Raw genomic sequence first — 17,449 nt, 5'->3', positions numbered from 1 at the left:
CGAAAATCTCGTGAAATTATTAAAAATGCTCGTAACCAGGCGAAGTCAATTTTACTAAACTACCTGACTTCATCATGATATGTGCGCCTTCAACTTCGTTAGTAATATAACCAATTGGCGTGATTTCGCTTACTTGTTCGATTTTCTGATAATCTTCTTGACTTACTGTAAATAATAACTCGTAGTCTTCGCCTCCATTCAATGCGGCTGTCATCGGACTAAAATTCAATTCTGTACCAGTCAAGTATGTTTGGTCATCGATTGGCATTTTATCTTCAAAAATCACTCCTCCAATACCAGAGTTTTTACAGATATGAAGTAGTTCTGCTGCCAAACCATCCGATACATCAATCATAGCCGTAGGAATTACATCTAAGGCTCTTAACTCATGAATCACATCCATACGAGCAGTCGGTTTTAATTGACGCTCTACAACATAATCTTTATCGCTAAGTTCTGGTTGCATATCTGGGTTTGCCATGAAAACCTGCTTTTCTCTTTCCAATACCTGTAAGCCCATGAAAGCAGCGCCAAGGTCGCCTGTTACACAAACAATATCCCCTTTTTGGGCTGTATTGCGGTACACGATTTGGTGCTCATCGGCAGTTCCAAGAACTGTAATAGATATAGCCAATCCCCCTCTCGATGAAGAAGTATCTCCTCCTATCAAATCTATATTATACTCTTCACAAGCTATTTTGATTCCTTCATATAATTCTTCAATGGCTTCTACCGAAAAACGGTTACTCAACCCCAAACTTACTGTTATTTGGTTAGGAATTCCATTCATGGCAGCAATATCCGAAACATTCACAGCTACAGCCTTATAACCCAAATGGCGCAGGGGAGTGTAAGCCAAGTCAAAATGTACTCCCTCCATTAATAAGTCTGTCGAAATTAATAATTTTTTACCCTCTGTATCTACAACAGCGGCGTCGTCTCCAATACCTTTGATAGAGCCAGATTGCACTATCGGAAATTTTTCGGCGATTCTTTTAATTAATCCAAATTCGCCAATTGTACTCAATTCAGTTCTTGTTTCCATATTGCAAAGTTAATCAGTCTTTTAGTGCCGAGCAATTTTGTACTATATCAAAAAAAAAGCCGTCCAAGCTAGTCGAACGGCCTCAAAGTATATATCAAGTTTGATTTAAGGATTTGTCAATTGATAATTTGCAATTGTATTACTAGCCTTTATATAAGCTGTTGCTGTTTCGAGAGTAATTGCTGCTGTAGTTGGAGTGCCAATAACTTTATAAGCTAATGTACCATTTGTACCAGTTGGAACACCCGACGAGCTTGTCAAGTTAGAGATAGTCAAAGTAGTATTATCTGTTGAAATAGACCATGTTCCTGTAAATGTCACACCGTCTTTTTCAGTTAATTTAGCAGCAGTTTTACTAGTAAGATCTAATTTGTAGTTGGCATAGCCTGGTATTTTGTTGCTTGAAGCTGTTTTATCGTAAACGATATCTGAGCCTTCTTTTACAACTTTTGCTGTCCAAACACGTGTTAATTTTTCCTCAACTGTGGGCTCAGTATTTTTACCTCCGCAGCCCCAAAGTGCGCCAGCTATTAATACGATTAAAGGCAATAGGGTCAATATTTTTTTCATAACTATTTAAAATTTTAATTTTTTTGATAAAAATAGATAAAATTAGTTGAATTCAACAAAGAGATAATGAATTTTTGCATCTAATAATCCCCCCGACATTTACTATACTATGTTACCAACCTTTACCAAATCACAACTCGCGTTACGCAACGGTCAAGACCGTGAAGAAATTTGGATTGCTTACAAAGGACTTATTTATGATGTTGGCAAGTCTCGCCTTTGGAAAAATGGTAAGCATTACGAGCATTGGGCTGGACAAGATCTTACTTCTGAATTAACCAGTGCACCACATAATGACTCTGTTTTTGAGAAGTTTACCGTAATTGGTCAACTAGCTTAATCAACATTTATTATGACTATTTTTTTCTCAAAAAGGTTGTATGGAAGTGCTATTTACTTTCAAAATAAACTAAAAAACAATGATTCTAATCGCAGACAGTGGATCTAGTAAAACAGATTGGCGTCTTGTGGCATCTGATGCCAGTATTCAGCAAGTCAAAACTATCGGATTCAATCCCTATTATCAAGATAGTACCTCTATCGCTGACGAGCTCAGAGGGCAACTTTTACCAAAAGTTCACGAATCCATAAGCGAGATTTATTACTATGGTACCGGTATTACCAATTCCGAAAAATCTCAGGTACTAATAGAAGCCTTCAAAAATGTGTTTCCTGATTGTGACAGCATTCATGTTCACAACGATATGTTGGGGGCAGCAAGAGCCTTAGCTGGGCATCACAGTGGTATTGTGTGTATTCTGGGCACAGGATCTAATTCTTGCTTTTATGACGGTGAACAAATTGCACATCAGGTTCCGCCATTAGGTTTTTGGCTTGGTGACGAAGGAAGTGGTGGGCATCTGGGCAAACAATTGGTACTCGCGTATCTGCACAAGGATCTGCCTATGGATTTACGTGACAAGTTTGAGAAAAGATATGGTGCCAAAGACCGCCTTGAGATTCTAGATAATGCTTATCACAAACCCTTTCCGAATCGTTATTTTGCTTCTTTTTCAAAATTTCTTTTTGATAATCGCCAACATCCATTTGTTTATCGTTTATTATTCGACGCATTTGCGGATTTTTTTGAAAAATACCTACTCAAATATCCCGAAGTTAGTCAATATAAAATTCATTTTACGGGCTCTGTAGCCTTTTACTACTCTGATATTCTACGCCAAGTAGCTGCTAGTAAGGAATGTACAATTGGTATTATTGCCGAAACACCCATTGCAGGGCTAACATTGTATCATCAACAAACTAATTAAGAAGGAGTTATGTTGGTTAGATATGATGATTCTAACACTAAGCTGACTGAGTTTTTTGATTTCTAATTGGATTTTAATTCGGTTTTGATTTTCTGAAGATTTTTTTAATTAAAATTGTATCTTTTCAAGAAAATAGATTAAAACTAGGGTTATTTATATAAATTAGTAGAGAATTTAGGTTATCTTTATACAACCAGTCACCGCAAACTATCAACTGTTAATGATTACTTACGATAAGAATTTAGGCACAAAACAAAAGGCTCTACGTATCAACCTAGACCGTCGCATTTACGGTTCTTTTGCTGAGATTGGAGCTGGTCAAGATGTGGCAGCCAACTTTTTTAAAGCTGGTGGTGCCTCTGGTACGATTGCCAAAACGATTTCGGCTTACGATATGGCATTTTCAGATGCTATTTATGGCGAAGAGCCTTCTGGTAGATATGTGTGTGAACCGCGCTTGGTTAAGATGCTCAATCGTGAGTATAAGCTCCTCAATGTTCGTCTTACTGAAAGTGCCTCAGAAAAAATGTTCTTTGCCTTTGCTGATACAGTAGCGGCTCTGAATTATCAGAAAACCAATGATCCTCATGGCTGGATTGGACTTCGCTTTCAGTTACATCCTGATTCTGAACCCAATGATGTGATTATTCACGTACGTATGAAGGATAATGACAATATTCTTCAGCAACAGGCTTTGGGCGTTATTGGTGTAAATTTGGTGTATGGTTGTTTCTTTTATCATGAACAACCCGAAATACTTTTGCAATCGCTGATGGACGACCTTCATACCGACCGCATAGAGATTGATATGATTCGTTTTGCTGGCCCTGATTTTGCCGATGTAGATAACCGTTTGATGTCGCTATACCTTGTAAAAAAAGGATTTACCAATGCTGCATTATTTGGACCTGATGGCAACGTAATGAACCCTTCCGAAGCATTCTACAAAAAACATATTTTGGCAGTTCGTGGACGTTTCCGCCCTGTAACCAATGTATTTGTGGATATGTTGAAAAAAGGTCAAATGCAATTCGAAAATGAGCCAGATGTTGATGACGATAAAGTAGTAGTACTCTCAGAACTTACATTGAGAAGCCTACAAAGTGGCGATGAGGAAATTAATGAAAAAGACTTCCTCGACCGTGTAGATATTTTGTGTTCGCTTGGACAAACCGTATTGATTTCGAATTTTCATGAGTACTATAAGCTCATTTCATATCTGAACAGATTCACACAAAAACGCATGGCATTGATTATGGGTATGCCAAACCTTGCCTATATCTTCGAAGAGAAACACTATCAAAATCTTACAGGAGGTATTTTAGCGGCTTTTGCAACACTCTTTGGAACTAAAATTAAACTGTATCTATATCCAACGGCAGATTCGGATGGTAATGTAGTTACATCAAGAGAATTTAGCCCACCTGCTCATCTCAGAGGATTGTTTCAATATATGCTCGACAATGATAAATTTGAAGATGTATTGAATTACGACAAAAATCTCTTGAGTATCCACACGGATAGTATTCTAAAAATGATTCAGTCGGGTGAAAGTGGTTGGGAAGATTATGTTCCTAAAAGTGTAGCAAAAATGATTAAAGAGAATTGTCTATTTGGGTTTCCTTGCCAATTAGTATAAAGGTATAAAAGCGAGCTATCTAGATAGCTCGCTTTTATACCTTTATTGCCCTTAATACTTCTCTTTTACCACGTGGTCCTGGGTGTTTTTCTACATTAAAACCAGCGGCCAACAAAGTCTTCCTTACAACTGTTTTTGAGCAATAAGTCATCAAAACGCCCCCTATATTCATTGCATCATAAATTTTCCGAAAAACCTCTTCTGTCCACAACTCTGGCTGTGTATTGGGAGAATATGCGTCAAAATATACTAAATCCATCTTCTGAGCAAATCGGTATTCTAATAAATCATTCTGAATCTTTGTCAATGAAAAGCCGTTCATGACATCATGCTTTTGATTCCATGAAAGCTGATGTAATTGCTGTAATACATTTGAATCTAATAATAAATCATAGTTCAAAGCCTCATACTTCTCTTCAGGCAAAGGAAATGCCTCTAAAGTAGTGTAATCGATATAATAATTATGCTTTCGAGCCTCAATCAATGTCAACAACACATTTAGTCCAGTGCCAAAGCCCATTTCAAAGATTTTCATTTCTTTTCCTTCACGAGCTTTTTCTAACAAGCCTAATTCAATAAAAATTCGTGTTGACTCTTGTAAAGCTCCATTCACTGAGTGATGCCAAACTCCAAGCTCTGAGTCGAATATCGTATGTGAACCATCTTTGGTAACTATTAACTCTATCATAATTTACAAATAGAATACTACATACTTGTGCTATTATTTTGCAATCAAGAATAGCCTTTGAAAAGTATAAACTACGGATAAAGAGACAATGTGATATATGATAATTAATAAAATGTCTCATCTCTTACCTTATAAAAAAAGCGGTTCGAAATTCGAACCGCTTACAATTTTATAACATTTCCACAAAAGAATCAAATAAGTATCTTGAATCGTGTGGGCCAGGAGATGCTTCAGGGTGATGTTGCACCGAAAATGCGGGCTTATCAACACGACGTAACCCTTCAACCGTTTTATCATTAAGGTTGATATGAGTCAATTCAACTGATGGATTAGCCTCTAACTCTTCCATTCTCACTGCAAAACCATGGTTTTGAGAAGTAATTTCAGATAAACCTGTAATTAGATTCTTTACAGGGTGGTTTAAACCACGGTGTCCATTTTTCATTTTATAAGTAGACAAACCTGAAGCTTGAGCTAAGATTTGGTGTCCTAAACAAATACCAAATGTTGGTTTTTCGTTTTCTACAATTTCTTTTACAGTTGCAACTGCATAAGGCATTACCGCTGGATCGCCAGGACCATTTGAGATAAAGTATCCATCTGGAGCCCATGCTTCCATTTCAGCGAAGCTAGTTTTTGCAGGAAACACTTTCAAATAACAACCTCTGTCTGTTAAGTTAGACAAAATGCTTTTCTTTACACCAAGGTCAAGAACTGCCACTTTTTTCTCAGCACCCTCTTCACCTAAGAAATAAGGCTCTTGAGTACACACTTGAGAAGACAACTCTAAGCCTTCCATTGGAGGAACTTTTGCAAGTTCGGCCTTAAGAGCTTCTATGTCCAAAATTTCAGATGAAATGATACAGTTCATTACACCTTTTTCGCGGATATGTCTAACAACCTGACGAGTGTCAATGCCAGAAATACCTACGATACCCGCCTTTTCAAAATACTCTTGCAAAGACTCATCAGCAGTCTTACGTGAGTGAATTGGCGAAAACTCATTACAAACCATCCCTGCAATCTTAACTGAAGCTGATTCTTCTTCAAGCTCATTGACTACACCATAGTTACCTATGTGAGAGGTTGTGTTTACAATCACCTGTCCAAAGTACGAAGGGTCGGTATAAATTTCTTGATACCCAGTCATCCCCGTATTGAAGCAGATTTCGCCGCCACTAGTCCCGATTTTTCCGAGGGCATTGCCTCTAAAAACTGTGCCGTCTTCCAACAACAAAATCGCTGGTTGGCTTTGTGTTACTTTCATTGGTTGCTCTTTGGTTAAAAAATTATGCAAAGTTAAGCGAAAATGAATAAAAATGAAGAGATTTTGTAATCAACTCCTTGTATATCATGACAATTTCAAATTTGGAAAATGAGATTTATCATTTTCCCATTGAAATTTTGAATTATTAAAAGTTTGAGTAGAACTGCTCATCAGAGGGCGCAAAAAAAAGCCTCAATCAAAAACGATTGAGGCTTTAGTGTCAGGACTACATCATGACTATTCTTCTGATTTTTCTTCAGCAGCTGGAGCTTCAGGAGCTTCTTCAACAGCTGGAGTTTCAGCAACAACTTCTGCACCAGATGCATCAGCTTTCTTAGTCGAACGACGGCTACGACGAGTTTTAGCAGCTTTCTCAGTAACAGCAGCCAATAAAGTTTCGTTGAAGTCAACTAACTCAATTAAACAAATATCAGCGTTGTCACCAAGACGATTTCCTAACTTGATAATTCTTGTGTATCCACCTGGGCGGCTAGCAACTTTCTCAGAGATAGTTCCGAATAGTTCCTTAACAGCTTCTTTGCTTTGCAAGTAAGAAAACACAACACGACGGCTGTTAGTATCGTCAGTCTTTGATTTTGTAATCAAAGGCTCAACATACTTTCTTAATTCTTTAGCTTTTGCAACAGTAGTTTGAATTCTTTTGTGAAGAATCAAAGAAGAAGCCATGTTTGATAACAAAGCGGCTCTGTGAGAGGCAGTTCTGCCTAAGTGGTTGAATTTTTTTCCGTGTCTCATTATTGTTCGTAAGTTGAAAGCGAAATCGAGTTTCGCTGCGGTTAGATAACCTTGGGGGCATCCACCTATTACTACTGGTTAAAATTGGAGTGCAAAGTTATACAATGTGTAATGACTTACCAAGTATAACTTTGCATTTCCTATTATTAATCTTCATCCAAGCGGTAGCGAGCTACGTCCATACCAAAGTGAAGACCTTTTTCTTCTACTAATTGTTCCAATTCAGTTAATGACTTCTTACCGAAGTTACGGAATTTCATCATGTCAGAAATTTCCAATTTAACTAGATCGCCTAAAGTTCTAACGTCTGCTGATTTCAAACAGTTGTAAGCACGAACAGACAAATCAAGATCTGCCAATGGTGTCTTCAACAATTTTCTCATGTGAAGCATTTCTTCGTCCACTACATTTTCATCTTCAGCCTTCATAGCTTCGAATGTCATTGTTTGATCAGAGAACAACATGAAATGCTGAATCAATATATACGCTGCACCTTTCAAAGCATCCTCAGGATGAATCGAACCATCAGTTTCGATATCCAAGATTAACTTTTCGTAGTCAGTTTTTTGTTCTACACGTGTGTTTTCTACACTAAACTTCACGTTTTTAATTGGAGTGTAGATAGCATCGATTGGGATATGACCAAATGGAGGCTCTACATTACGAGGCTCGTCAGCAGGAACATAACCACGACCTTTTTCAACGATTATCTCCATTTCAAACTCTTTCGACTCGTCCAAATTACAGATTACTAAATCTGGATTAAGGATTTCAAAATAGTTTGTAAATTTGTTAATGTCTCCAGCAGTCAACGTAGTCTGGCCCTTTACTCTTACATTGATTTTGTTTTCAAGAATTTCCTGAGTTTTCTTAAAACGAACTTTTTTCAAGTTCAAGATAATCTCAGTCATATCCTCAATAACACCCTCAATAGCAGAGAACTCGTGTAATACTCCACCTACTTTCACGCTAGTGATAGCGTAGCCTTCGAGTGAAGACAACAAGATTCTACGAAGTGCGTTACCGATTGTAACGCCATAGCCTTTTTCGAGAGGCTTAAACTCAAATAACCCGTGAAAGTCGTCAGCTTTCTCCATAACGACTTTGTCGGGCATTTGGAATGCTAATATTGACATATTTCGTAGCTTAATTTATCTTAGATTTTATAAGAATAGAGTAACCGAGCGTAATATACTAAATAACTTCGTGAGTTTTAGGAATTTGTGGAGTATTTTTTGAAAAAAATCTTGACAAAATTGTTTTTTTTTACTATAATACAATTTTCAAAGCAAGAATTATAACGGCAATTACCCTACTCCGTTTTATAAAATATCGAATACCAAGTAAATTGATATTCGATATTTTACAGCTAACAAAGTTTTTCGTATTTACAACTAACAAAACAAGTAGATAAATAGTTTTGTTAAAGCTACGATTACTTCGAGTAAAGCTCGACGATTGCCTGCTCGTTGAAGTTTTCAGGAATGTCACTTCTCTCTGGGTAAGAAAGGAATTTACCTGTCAAAGTAGATGCTTCCCACTCCAACCAGTTAAAACGCTTAACCGCTCTTCCAGCAAGAGAGTTAGTGATAACTTCTAATGACTTCGATTTTTCACGAACACCAACTAATTGTCCTGGCTTTAATGAATATGATGGGATGTTAACAATTTCTCCGTCAACAAGGATATGCTTGTGGATAACCAACTGACGTGCAGCACGACGAGTTGGAGCAATACCTAAACGATAAACTGTATTGTCAAGACGTGCTTCACAAAGTTTCAAAAGGTTTTCACCTTTGATACCTTCTCTTACGGCAGCTTTATGGAAAAGATTTTCGAATTGTTTTTCAAGAATACCATAAGTGTATTTCACTTTTTGTTTCTCTTTCAACTGCAAAGCATATTCTGATTGCTTAGCACGTTTTCCTTTTCCGTGTTGACCTGGACCGTAGTTTTTGCGTGACAACGCTTTGCTTGGACCTAAGATTGGCTCACCAAAACGACGAGCAATTTTTGATTTTGGACCTGTGTATCTTGCCATTATTATAAGAAATTGAGTCAATGAGCCTCTTTTGCTCAATGAAGTAATTAAGTGTTATTGGAAACATGAAAACGAAGGGTAATAATTACTAATTACCCTTCGCAATGCTTTTACAAAAGTGTTACAAAATGTAACAGCCTTAAACTATACTCTACGACGTTTTGGAGGACGACAGCCATTGTGAGGTAGTGGAGTAATATCTTTGATAGAAAGAACTTCAATACCAGCATTTGCGATAGTTCTGATAGCTGATTCACGACCAGCACCAGGACCTTTAACAAAAACTTCAGCCTTTTTCATACCAGCTTCAACAGCTACAACAGCACAGTTGCTAGCCGCTGTCTGAGCAGCGTAAGGAGTATTTTTCTTAGAGCCTTTGAAGCCCATTTTACCAGCTGAAGCCCAAGAAATAACTTGTCCTTGACTATTAGTGATAGAGATAATGATATTGTTAAAAGAAGCTTTGATGTGTACTTGGCCTAATGCCTCCACAATCACAACTCTCTTTTTTGCTTTATCTTTTCTTTTAGCTTGTGCCATTTTAAGAGTTTGGTTAATAATGCGCTATACCGAGTTTTTCAAACTAAATTGAATCTTGGGCACTTTTTGCTACATTATATTAATTATTACTTAGTAGCTTTTTTCTTGTTAGCAACTGTCTTACGCTTACCCTTACGAGTACGAGAGTTATTCTTAGTTCTTTGACCACGCAAAGGAAGGCCTTTACGGTGACGAAGACCACGGTAACAACCAATGTCCATCAAACGTTTGATGTTCAACTGGATTTCAGAACGAAGTTGACCTTCTGTCTTGAATTCAGCTGCAATAATGTTACGGATGGCACTAGCTTCCTCATCGTTCCACTCACCAGCTTTCTTGTCTAAAGAAATGCCAGCTTGGGCTAAAATTTTCTGAGCAGTGCTACGACCGATACCGAAGATATAGGTCAAAGCGATTTCGCCTCTTTTTTTATCGGGAATATCAACCCCTGCAATACGAGCCATATTGTTCTAAAGCTTTTTTAGTTTTTTAGGGAATTTAAGGAAAGTAATTTCGCAACTACTGCCTCAAATAGTATTACCCTTGTCTTTGTTTGAACTTTGGATTTTTTTTGTTAATAACGTAAAGTTTACCGTTACGACGGATTACTTTACATTCAGCACTACGCTTTTTGATAGACGCTTTAACTTTCATTGTAGTATTGTCTTATAAGTTGTCAATTCATTCTGACAGTACCAAAGGATTAGCTTTTGCAAACTGCCCAGCTAACTGCCAACTGTCTTTTTATTTGTAACGATACACGATTCTTGCTTTTGACAAGTCGTAAGGTGACATTTCTAGTTTCACCTTATCTCCTGGTAAAATCTTAATGTAATTCATTCTCATTTTACCAGAAATATGGGCAATCACTTGATGAGTATTTTCAAGTTCAACTCTAAACATAGCGTTTGAAAGTGCTTCAATGATAATACCATCAACTTCAATGGATGATTGTTTTGCCATAAAATTGTTTTATTTGTTAGTCGTAATTCGCGTGATGAATAAATTTGAACGAGTCAACGATTAACAACTACCTCAAAAGAGTCTTAGATTTGGGCTAAATATTCACTGCTTTTCAATACCTCTTCTATATAATCAAAGGTAGTTAGAATACTAGCTTGCTCCTTGCTAACAGCAACTGTGTGTTCAAAATGTGCAGAAGGTTTACGATCTTGAGTTCTAATTGTCCAATAATCGCTTTCTTGGTGAATAGCTCTCTTTCCTAGATTAATCATAGGTTCAATGGCAATTACCATACCTTCTTTAAGTTTTGCACCATCACCTCTTCTTCCGTAATTAGCTACTTCTGGACCTTCGTGAAGTGATTTACCAACACCATGCCCAACAAGTTCTCGCACAACTGTAAATCCTGCTTTCTCGCAATATGACTGAATAGCAAATCCAATATCCCCAATTCTTTTGCCAGCTACAGCCTGCGAAATACCTAAGTACAACGATTCTTTAGTGACACGTAAGAGCTGAAGCGTTTCTTCTTTGACATTGCCTACTGCATAAGTATATGCACTGTCTGCGTGAAAGCCATTTTTATAAACTCCGCAATCAATCGAAATAATATCTCCGTCTTTCAGCTCATAATTATTAGGAATTCCATGTACGACAACGTCATTTACCGAAATACATAAAGATGCTGGGTATTTATGACCACCTACATTATAATTCAAGAAAGAAGGATGAGCTTCATTATCTTTAATATACTCGTAGGCTACTTTATCGAGTTCTTTAGTAGTAATGCCAGGCTTAATTACCTTGGCTACTTCAGCATGAGTTTTTCCAAGAATTACACCATTTGTACGGATAACTTCTAACTCTGAAGATGTTTTTAAATAAATCATCTGATATTACTGAGCGATTGCTTCAGTTCTACCTTTTACACGACCCGATTGCATCAAACCTTCATATTTACGCATCAAAAGGTAGCTTTCGATTTGTTGAAGTGTATCAAGTACAACGCCAACCAAAATCAAAAGAGAAGTTCCTCCAAAGAATGAAGCAAATCCACGAGTGATTCCGAAAATACTAGCAACTGCAGGTAAAATTGCAATAATTGCCAACATGAAAGCGCCAGGAAGCGTAATTCTATCAAGTATTTCAGCAATAAATGTTGAAGTAGCTTCTCCTGGTTTAACACCTGGAACAAATCCACCACCACGTTTCATATCATCTGAAATTTGTGTTGGGTTAATAGAAATAGCCGTGTAAAAGAATGTAAATACTATAATTAAAAATGCAAATAACAAATTGTACTGCCAAGTAGTAAAATCACCAAACGCCTGAGCGATTGATTGAGCTACTTCACTCTTATCTGCTAATGATTGAGCAACAAGGCCTGGTACAAACATCAATGCTTGAGCAAAAATGATTGGCATTACACCAGCGGCATTCAACTTAAGAGGAATATATTGGCGCTCGCCACTCATTGAAACTCTATTTCCTACCACTTGCTTCGCGTATTGTACTGGAATACGACGTACAGCTTGAGTTACCATCACAGCGCCCATTACAACAAAGAACAAGGCAACAACCTCGATAATGAATAATAAAGCACCAGACATACCTCTTGATTGAGCTTCACCTAATAAAGATGCAGGAAAACGAGAAACAATACCAATCATGATTAGCATTGAAATACCGTTTCCGATACCCTTATCTGTGATTTTCTCACCAAGCCACATACAGAACATAGTTCCAGCAACCAAAATGATTACTGAGTACAAACGGAAAGACCAAGGAGAAACTAGAATAGCTTCAGCAGGAATAGTTACTTGCAAATATGTAAAGGCTTGTGCAGCTGTCACAAAAATTGTTAGAACACGAGTGATTTGGTTTAACTTTTTGCGACCAGACTCACCATCTTTCTGCATCTTTTGGAAATATGGCAATGCAATTGTAAGAAGTTGAATTGCAATAGAAGCAGAGATATATGGCATGATGCCTAAGGCAAAAATAGAGGCGTTATTAAACGCTCCACCTGAGAACATATTCAACAAACCTAATAAACCGCCTTCACCCTTCTGCGCTAACTTAGTGGCATCTACACCTGGTAAAACAACGTAAGATCCAAGGCGAAAAAAGGTGATAAACAACAGGGTGTTAAGAATACGAGTTCTTAACTCCTCTATTGAGATAATGTTTTTGATAGTGCTAATAAACTTGTTCATGCTATCTGTTTAAGTAATCGTTATAGAATATAACTCGAAAGATGTTCAACTTTTTCGTTATTTACAAATCCGTTGCCAGATTTTACAATGATTACTTAATTATTTCTGTTGTCTATCGATTTTTCAATTGAAAATTAAGCTACAACTGCCTTACCTCCTGCAGCTTCAATAGCAGCTTTAGCAGAAGCAGAGAAACCTTTAACTTGTACCTCTACAGCAGACTTGATTTCGCCACGTGACAAGATTTTTACCAAGTCATTTTTAGAAACCAAACCATTTTGGTACAATACATCGTGAGTGATTACAGTTACACCAGTAGTGTCAACCAAAGCTTGGATAGTGTCCAAGTTGATTGCTTTGTATTCAACACGGTTGATATTTTTAAAGCCGAATTTAGGAATACGACGTTGAAGAGGCATTTGACCACCTTCAAAACCAGATTTACGAGAGTAACCCGAACGTGATTGAGCACCTTTGTGACCACGAGCAGAAGTACCACCTAAACCAGAACCTGCACCACGACCAACTCTTTTTCTTACCTTAGTAGAGCCCACTGCGGGCTTTAATGACGATAAATTCATTTTTTTGGAAATTAAATAATTGCTAAACGCCATCTCACCGTGAGATGACTCGCTTAATCAAACCTAATGGTTCGGATTAAAGATTTTCAACTACAATCAAGTGTTGAACCGCACGAATCATACCTGAGATAGCTGGGTTCAATTCTTTTTCTACGCTTTTGTTCAATTTACCCAAACCTAAAGCTTGAATAGTACGTTTTTGAACTTCAGGACGCTTGATTGTACTCTTAACTTGAGTAATTTTTACCTTTGACATGGTTTTATATTTTGGAGTCTAAGAACAGAGCTTGTAGTAATACTGCAAGCTCTGCTACATCAACTAAAATAAATTATCCGTTAAATACTTTTGCTAAAGATACTCCTCTTTGGAAGGCTACTGTATGAGGATTTCTCATTTTAACTAGCGCATCAACTGTTGCTTTTACCACGTTGTGTGGGTTAGAAGAACCTTTTGATTTAGCTAATACATCATGAACACCAGCAGCTTCCAATACAGCACGCATTGCACCACCTGCAATTACTCCAGTACCTGGAGCTGCTGGCTTCAACAATACGAAACCTCCTGAGAACTTACCGATTTGTTCGTGAGGTACAGTTGCTTTCAAAAGAGCAACTTGGAATAAGTTTTTCTTAGCGTCTTCGATACCTTTAGAGATAGCGTCAGTTACTTCGTTTGCTTTACCCAAACCGAAGCCAACTACACCTTTGCCGTCACCAACTACTACGATAGCAGAGAAGCTGAAACGACGTCCACCTTTTACTACTTTCGCTACGCGGTTGATAGCAACAACTCTTTCTTTTAGTTCGCCTTCGTTAACCTTGATAGGTTTTGATATTAATTGCGACATTTTTTTCTAATTTGAAAATTGTTGAATTTGAAAATTTGAAATCTGTGCTTTAACATCAAAAACTTTCATTTTGGAACGGCGGATATCCGCATTGCACAAATTCAAATTGACTAATTAAAATTTAAGACCTCCTTCTCTTGCACCTTCAGCAACTGCTTTAACACGACCATGGTACAAGTAACCGTTACGGTCAAAAACAACTGTTGAAACACCTGCAGCCAAAGCTTTCTCTGCAATTTTAGCACCTACTAATTTTGCACTTTCAACATTACCATTCTTCAAACCTAATTCCTTAGATGAAGCAGCAGCCAATGTAGAGCCTTTAGTATCATCGATTAACTGAGCATAAATACCCGAGTTTGAACGAAACACTGACAATCTTGGCTTTTCAGCTGTACCAGAGATTTTAGCTCTGATAGACAACTTAATACGAAGTCTTCTTGATTCTTTTTGCGAAGCCATTAATTTATATAGTTTTGTGGATTACCGACCCACGATGATTAAATTCTATTTCTTACCACCAGCTTTACCAGCTTTTCTACGAATTTGCTCACCCACGAAGCGAATACCTTTACCTTTGTAAGGCTCAACTTTACGAAGAGAACGAATTTTAGCTGCAACTTGGCCGATTAATTCTTTGTCGATACCTTCTAAAGTAACCTTAGGGTTTTGACCTTTTTCCATTGCAGTTGTAACTTTCAACTCAGATGGGATTTGCATGAAGATTGCGTGAGAATAACCTAACGCTAATTCAAGAAGGTTTCCTTGGTTAGAAGCTTTGTAACCTACACCGACAATTTCCATTTCTTTTTTGAAACCATCGTTTACGCCAACAACCATGTTGTTAATCAATGCGCGGTATAGACCGTGAAGAGCTTTGTGACGTTTTTGATCTGTAGGACGTTGTACACGTAATTCGCTTCCTTCGACTTCTACAGTAATATCTGGATCGATTGAGCGAGAAAGAGTACCTTTTGCGCCTTTTACAGTTACTGTACTTTTTTCTACTGTTACAGTAACTCCGGCAGGAAGTGTGATAACTTTATTACCAACGCGTGACATGACTTTTGTGTTTTTGCTTAAATGAAGGAGAGACTCCTCTTTCAGCGTTATTTGAAAATAAGTTAGGGAACAAACCTGTATAAGACTTATTCCCCAAATGTAAGATTAATATACGTAGCAAAGAACTTCGCCACCTACATTAAGTGTACGAGCCTCTTTGTCAGTAATAACACCTTTTGATGTTGAAAGGATAGCTACACCCAAACCATTCAATACGCGAGGCAATTCATCTGCGCCCTTGTATTTACGTAAACCTGGTTTAGAAATTCTCTCCAATTTAACGATTGCAGGTTGTTTAGTAACTGGGTTGTATTTCAAAGCGATTTTGATTGTACCCTGTACTGATGAATCGTCAAATTTGTAGTTTTGAATGTATCCTTTATCAAAAAGCACTTTAGTGATTTCCTTTTTGATGTTAGAAGCAGGAATTTCAACGATTCTGTGACGTGCCTTGATGGCATTTCTCAATCGTGTTAAGTAGTCTGCTATTGGATCTGTCATTGTTTTCGATATTTGAAACGAACTTTTCTTTGGGAAAAGGCTCGCAAAATTACGGAATTGGATTTAAAAAAACAACCATAAGTGGCTGATTTTAATAAAGATTACGACAAATTTTTATCGTAAGAGTATTACCAGCTTGATTTTGTCACACCTGGAATCAATCCTGCTGAAGCCATTTCACGGAAAGTCACACGGTTGATGCCAAATTTACGCATATAACCTCTTGGACGTCCTGTAAGCTTACAACGGTTGTGCAAACGTACTGGTGAAGCGTTTTTAGGTAATTTATCCAAACCTAAGTAGTCGCCAGCAGCTTTTAAAGCAGCACGCTTAGCAGCGTATTTAGCAACTGTTGCTTCTTTTTTTCTTTCTCTTGCTTTAACTGATTCTTTTGCCATGTTGGTTGAATCTTTTTATCAGTTGTCTGTTATCTGTTATTCGTTATCCGTATGGCGTTTCCGAAGTCGGGACGACGAATAACGGATAACATAGTTTATTACTTCTTCGAATTAGCGAAAGGCATACCCATTTGTTGTAACAAAGCGTAAGCTTCAGCATCTGTATTTGCAGTCGTAACGAAAGTGATATCCATACCAGAGATTTTGCTCACTTTGTCGATAGAAATCTCTGGGAAGATGATTTGTTCTTTCACACCCAAAGTATAGTTACCACGACCATCGAAACCTTTGTCTGAGATACCTTTGAAGTCACGTACACGTGGAAGAGCCACTGTAGTCAAACGATCAAGGAATTCGTACATTTTATCTCCTCTCAAAGTTACTTTCACACCGATTGGCATGTTTTCACGTAACTTAAAGTTTGAGATAGCTTTTTTAGACATTGTAGCTACTGCTTTTTGACCAGCAATAAGAGTTAGTTCTTCAACACCTGTATCGATCAATTTCTTGTCAGCTACAGCAGCACCGATACCTTTGTTGATTACAATTTTAGTAATCTTAGGAACCTGCATTACTGATTTGAATTGAAATTTCTCTTTTAGAGCAGGAACGATTTCGCTAACGTATTTGTCCTTTAATCTTGTTGTAGTTGCCATTATTATGAAAACTTTATGTGGATTTCCGACCCACTTTTCACGGTATCAAAAGATACCGCTTCATTGAATTATTAGATAAATTTACCTGTTGCTTTAGAAAATCTTTGCAACTTACCATTCTCGTTCAATTTACGACCTGTACGAACAGCTTTACCGTTCTCAGAAACTGCAATATTAGAGATATGGATAGTACCTTCTGTTTTAACGATACCACCTTGAGGGTTAGCAGCGCTAGGCTTAACGTGTTTTGTGATAAAGTTTACGCCTTCTACAATAGCACGTTGTTTATCAATCAAAACTTTTTTAACTACGCCTGTTTGACCCTTAGCGTTCCCAGCGATAACCACAACAGTATCACCAGTTTTGATGTGCAACTTCGGTTGCTTATTAAACTTTCTTTCCATGATGAT

At 37.5% G+C, this 17,449-nt stretch carries 25 protein-coding genes; 3 read left to right on the top strand and 22 right to left on the bottom strand.

Annotation, left to right across the window (positions count from 1 at the left end):
- Window positions 1–19: 19 nt before the first annotated feature.
- Both thiL and QM491_RS17190 read right to left on the bottom strand, forming a co-directional pair.
- Window positions 20–1,045: a thiamine-phosphate kinase gene (gene thiL / locus QM491_RS17195; protein WP_283328814.1), complete on the bottom strand. Its 1,026-nt coding sequence runs from the start codon at window positions 1,043–1,045 to the stop codon at window positions 20–22.
- A 105-nt stretch (window positions 1,046–1,150) separates the two neighbouring features.
- Window positions 1,151–1,615, bottom strand: coding sequence for a hypothetical protein (locus QM491_RS17190; protein ID WP_283328813.1), 465 nt, complete (start codon window positions 1,613–1,615; stop codon window positions 1,151–1,153).
- 109 nt (window positions 1,616–1,724) lie between these two features.
- Between QM491_RS17190 and QM491_RS17185 the strand changes: the two genes are divergently transcribed.
- From QM491_RS17185 to QM491_RS17175, 3 genes are all read left to right on the top strand, one after another.
- Window positions 1,725–1,955, top strand: coding sequence for a cytochrome b5 domain-containing protein (locus QM491_RS17185; protein WP_283328812.1), 231 nt, complete (start codon window positions 1,725–1,727; stop codon window positions 1,953–1,955).
- A 79-nt stretch (window positions 1,956–2,034) separates the two neighbouring features.
- On the top strand, window positions 2,035–2,883 hold the full coding sequence (locus tag QM491_RS17180) for an N-acetylglucosamine kinase (RefSeq protein WP_283328811.1): 849 nt from the start codon (window positions 2,035–2,037) through the stop codon (window positions 2,881–2,883).
- Window positions 2,884–3,103: 220 nt separating this feature from the next.
- Window positions 3,104–4,522, top strand: a complete 1,419-nt coding sequence (locus QM491_RS17175) for a TonB-dependent receptor (protein WP_283328810.1) — start codon at window positions 3,104–3,106, stop codon at window positions 4,520–4,522.
- 34 nt (window positions 4,523–4,556) lie between these two features.
- Here QM491_RS17175 and mnmC2 read toward each other — a convergent pair whose 3' ends face one another.
- The 20 genes from mnmC2 to rplX all read right to left on the bottom strand — a co-directional run bounded on the left by mnmC2 (window position 4,557) and on the right by rplX (window position 17,443).
- Entirely contained in the window at window positions 4,557–5,210 is a 654-nt protein-coding gene (gene mnmC2, locus QM491_RS17170) for a tRNA (5-methylaminomethyl-2-thiouridine)(34)-methyltransferase MnmC2 (RefSeq protein WP_283328809.1), read from the bottom strand.
- 169 nt (window positions 5,211–5,379) lie between these two features.
- On the bottom strand, window positions 5,380–6,477 hold the full coding sequence (gene carA / locus QM491_RS17165; protein ID WP_283328808.1) for a glutamine-hydrolyzing carbamoyl-phosphate synthase small subunit: 1,098 nt from the start codon (window positions 6,475–6,477) through the stop codon (window positions 5,380–5,382).
- 237 nt (window positions 6,478–6,714) lie between these two features.
- Window positions 6,715–7,233 carry a 50S ribosomal protein L17 gene (gene rplQ, locus QM491_RS17160; protein WP_283328807.1) on the bottom strand — a complete coding sequence of 173 codons (519 nt, stop codon included), beginning with the start codon at window positions 7,231–7,233 and terminating at the stop codon, window positions 6,715–6,717.
- A gap of 146 nt (window positions 7,234–7,379) precedes the next feature.
- On the bottom strand, window positions 7,380–8,369 hold the full coding sequence (locus QM491_RS17155) for a DNA-directed RNA polymerase subunit alpha (RefSeq protein WP_095160731.1): 990 nt from the start codon (window positions 8,367–8,369) through the stop codon (window positions 7,380–7,382).
- Window positions 8,370–8,668: 299 nt separating this feature from the next.
- On the bottom strand, window positions 8,669–9,274 hold the full coding sequence (gene rpsD, locus QM491_RS17150) for a 30S ribosomal protein S4 (protein WP_095160732.1): 606 nt from the start codon (window positions 9,272–9,274) through the stop codon (window positions 8,669–8,671).
- 144 nt (window positions 9,275–9,418) lie between these two features.
- A complete protein-coding gene (gene rpsK, locus QM491_RS17145) occupies window positions 9,419–9,814 on the bottom strand; it encodes a 30S ribosomal protein S11 (RefSeq protein WP_283328806.1) in 396 nt (131 codons plus the stop codon).
- A gap of 86 nt (window positions 9,815–9,900) precedes the next feature.
- Window positions 9,901–10,278, bottom strand: coding sequence for a 30S ribosomal protein S13 (gene rpsM / locus QM491_RS17140; RefSeq protein ID WP_095160734.1), 378 nt, complete (start codon window positions 10,276–10,278; stop codon window positions 9,901–9,903).
- 73 nt (window positions 10,279–10,351) lie between these two features.
- Window positions 10,352–10,468 (bottom strand): 50S ribosomal protein L36, encoded by a 117-nt coding sequence (gene rpmJ, locus QM491_RS17135; protein ID WP_044172008.1) that lies wholly within the window; start codon window positions 10,466–10,468, stop codon window positions 10,352–10,354.
- 90 nt (window positions 10,469–10,558) lie between these two features.
- Window positions 10,559–10,777, bottom strand: a complete 219-nt coding sequence (gene infA, locus QM491_RS17130; RefSeq protein ID WP_095160735.1) for a translation initiation factor IF-1 — start codon at window positions 10,775–10,777, stop codon at window positions 10,559–10,561.
- An 83-nt stretch (window positions 10,778–10,860) separates the two neighbouring features.
- Window positions 10,861–11,667 (bottom strand): type I methionyl aminopeptidase, encoded by an 807-nt coding sequence (gene map / locus QM491_RS17125; RefSeq protein WP_283328805.1) that lies wholly within the window; start codon window positions 11,665–11,667, stop codon window positions 10,861–10,863.
- A 6-nt stretch (window positions 11,668–11,673) separates the two neighbouring features.
- Window positions 11,674–12,993 carry a preprotein translocase subunit SecY gene (gene secY, locus QM491_RS17120; RefSeq protein WP_283328804.1) on the bottom strand — a complete coding sequence of 440 codons (1,320 nt, stop codon included), beginning with the start codon at window positions 12,991–12,993 and terminating at the stop codon, window positions 11,674–11,676.
- Window positions 12,994–13,127: 134 nt separating this feature from the next.
- Window positions 13,128–13,574 (bottom strand): 50S ribosomal protein L15, encoded by a 447-nt coding sequence (gene rplO / locus QM491_RS17115; protein WP_166549706.1) that lies wholly within the window; start codon window positions 13,572–13,574, stop codon window positions 13,128–13,130.
- Window positions 13,575–13,650: 76 nt separating this feature from the next.
- Window positions 13,651–13,830, bottom strand: coding sequence for a 50S ribosomal protein L30 (rpmD, locus tag QM491_RS17110; protein ID WP_283328803.1), 180 nt, complete (start codon window positions 13,828–13,830; stop codon window positions 13,651–13,653).
- A 73-nt stretch (window positions 13,831–13,903) separates the two neighbouring features.
- A complete protein-coding gene (rpsE, locus tag QM491_RS17105) occupies window positions 13,904–14,422 on the bottom strand; it encodes a 30S ribosomal protein S5 (RefSeq protein WP_095160740.1) in 519 nt (172 codons plus the stop codon).
- A 114-nt stretch (window positions 14,423–14,536) separates the two neighbouring features.
- Window positions 14,537–14,884 (bottom strand): 50S ribosomal protein L18, encoded by a 348-nt coding sequence (rplR, locus tag QM491_RS17100; RefSeq protein ID WP_095160741.1) that lies wholly within the window; start codon window positions 14,882–14,884, stop codon window positions 14,537–14,539.
- A 45-nt stretch (window positions 14,885–14,929) separates the two neighbouring features.
- Window positions 14,930–15,484, bottom strand: coding sequence for a 50S ribosomal protein L6 (gene rplF, locus QM491_RS17095; protein WP_283328802.1), 555 nt, complete (start codon window positions 15,482–15,484; stop codon window positions 14,930–14,932).
- Between the two features lie 105 nt (window positions 15,485–15,589).
- Window positions 15,590–15,985, bottom strand: coding sequence for a 30S ribosomal protein S8 (gene rpsH, locus QM491_RS17090; protein WP_095160743.1), 396 nt, complete (start codon window positions 15,983–15,985; stop codon window positions 15,590–15,592).
- A 128-nt stretch (window positions 15,986–16,113) separates the two neighbouring features.
- Window positions 16,114–16,383 (bottom strand): 30S ribosomal protein S14, encoded by a 270-nt coding sequence (rpsN, locus tag QM491_RS17085; protein ID WP_166549703.1) that lies wholly within the window; start codon window positions 16,381–16,383, stop codon window positions 16,114–16,116.
- A 98-nt stretch (window positions 16,384–16,481) separates the two neighbouring features.
- A complete protein-coding gene (rplE, locus tag QM491_RS17080; RefSeq protein WP_095160744.1) occupies window positions 16,482–17,039 on the bottom strand; it encodes a 50S ribosomal protein L5 in 558 nt (185 codons plus the stop codon).
- A gap of 71 nt (window positions 17,040–17,110) precedes the next feature.
- Window positions 17,111–17,443, bottom strand: coding sequence for a 50S ribosomal protein L24 (gene rplX, locus QM491_RS17075; RefSeq protein WP_283328801.1), 333 nt, complete (start codon window positions 17,441–17,443; stop codon window positions 17,111–17,113).
- Between the last annotated feature and the right edge of the window lie 6 nt (window positions 17,444–17,449).

The sequence above is a fragment of the Flectobacillus longus genome (assembly GCF_030056705.1).
GTDB lineage: Bacteria > Bacteroidota > Bacteroidia > Cytophagales > Spirosomataceae > Flectobacillus > Flectobacillus longus.
The sequence above is the reverse complement of the archived record's forward strand: the minus strand, read 5'-3'. Positions and strand labels throughout refer to the sequence as shown.

Bases quoted from the DNA above. Each gene is read 5' to 3' on its own strand.
- thiL (WP_283328814.1), bottom strand. From the start codon at position 1,045: ATGGAAACAAGAACTGAATTGAGTACAATTGGCGAATTTGGATTAATT.
- QM491_RS17190 (WP_283328813.1), bottom strand. From the start codon at position 1,615: ATGAAAAAAATATTGACCCTATTGCCTTTAATCGTATTAATAGCTGGC.
- QM491_RS17185 (WP_283328812.1), top strand. From the start codon at position 1,725: ATGTTACCAACCTTTACCAAATCACAACTCGCGTTACGCAACGGTCAA.
- QM491_RS17180 (WP_283328811.1), top strand. From the start codon at position 2,035: ATGATTCTAATCGCAGACAGTGGATCTAGTAAAACAGATTGGCGTCTT.
- QM491_RS17175 (WP_283328810.1), top strand. From the start codon at position 3,104: ATGATTACTTACGATAAGAATTTAGGCACAAAACAAAAGGCTCTACGT.
- mnmC2 (WP_283328809.1), bottom strand. From the start codon at position 5,210: ATGATAGAGTTAATAGTTACCAAAGATGGTTCACATACGATATTCGAC.
- carA (WP_283328808.1), bottom strand. From the start codon at position 6,477: ATGAAAGTAACACAAAGCCAACCAGCGATTTTGTTGTTGGAAGACGGC.
- rplQ (WP_283328807.1), bottom strand. From the start codon at position 7,233: ATGAGACACGGAAAAAAATTCAACCACTTAGGCAGAACTGCCTCTCAC.
- QM491_RS17155 (WP_095160731.1), bottom strand. From the start codon at position 8,369: ATGTCAATATTAGCATTCCAAATGCCCGACAAAGTCGTTATGGAGAAA.
- rpsD (WP_095160732.1), bottom strand. From the start codon at position 9,274: ATGGCAAGATACACAGGTCCAAAATCAAAAATTGCTCGTCGTTTTGGT.
- rpsK (WP_283328806.1), bottom strand. From the start codon at position 9,814: ATGGCACAAGCTAAAAGAAAAGATAAAGCAAAAAAGAGAGTTGTGATT.
- rpsM (WP_095160734.1), bottom strand. From the start codon at position 10,278: ATGGCTCGTATTGCAGGGGTTGATATTCCCGATAAAAAAAGAGGCGAA.
- rpmJ (WP_044172008.1), bottom strand. From the start codon at position 10,468: ATGAAAGTTAAAGCGTCTATCAAAAAGCGTAGTGCTGAATGTAAAGTA.
- infA (WP_095160735.1), bottom strand. From the start codon at position 10,777: ATGGCAAAACAATCATCCATTGAAGTTGATGGTATTATCATTGAAGCA.
- map (WP_283328805.1), bottom strand. From the start codon at position 11,667: ATGATTTATTTAAAAACATCTTCAGAGTTAGAAGTTATCCGTACAAAT.
- secY (WP_283328804.1), bottom strand. From the start codon at position 12,993: ATGAACAAGTTTATTAGCACTATCAAAAACATTATCTCAATAGAGGAG.
- rplO (WP_166549706.1), bottom strand. From the start codon at position 13,574: ATGAATTTATCGTCATTAAAGCCCGCAGTGGGCTCTACTAAGGTAAGA.
- rpmD (WP_283328803.1), bottom strand. From the start codon at position 13,830: ATGTCAAAGGTAAAAATTACTCAAGTTAAGAGTACAATCAAGCGTCCT.
- rpsE (WP_095160740.1), bottom strand. From the start codon at position 14,422: ATGTCGCAATTAATATCAAAACCTATCAAGGTTAACGAAGGCGAACTA.
- rplR (WP_095160741.1), bottom strand. From the start codon at position 14,884: ATGGCTTCGCAAAAAGAATCAAGAAGACTTCGTATTAAGTTGTCTATC.
- rplF (WP_283328802.1), bottom strand. From the start codon at position 15,484: ATGTCACGCGTTGGTAATAAAGTTATCACACTTCCTGCCGGAGTTACT.
- rpsH (WP_095160743.1), bottom strand. From the start codon at position 15,985: ATGACAGATCCAATAGCAGACTACTTAACACGATTGAGAAATGCCATC.
- rpsN (WP_166549703.1), bottom strand. From the start codon at position 16,383: ATGGCAAAAGAATCAGTTAAAGCAAGAGAAAGAAAAAAAGAAGCAACA.
- rplE (WP_095160744.1), bottom strand. From the start codon at position 17,039: ATGGCAACTACAACAAGATTAAAGGACAAATACGTTAGCGAAATCGTT.
- rplX (WP_283328801.1), bottom strand. From the start codon at position 17,443: ATGGAAAGAAAGTTTAATAAGCAACCGAAGTTGCACATCAAAACTGGT.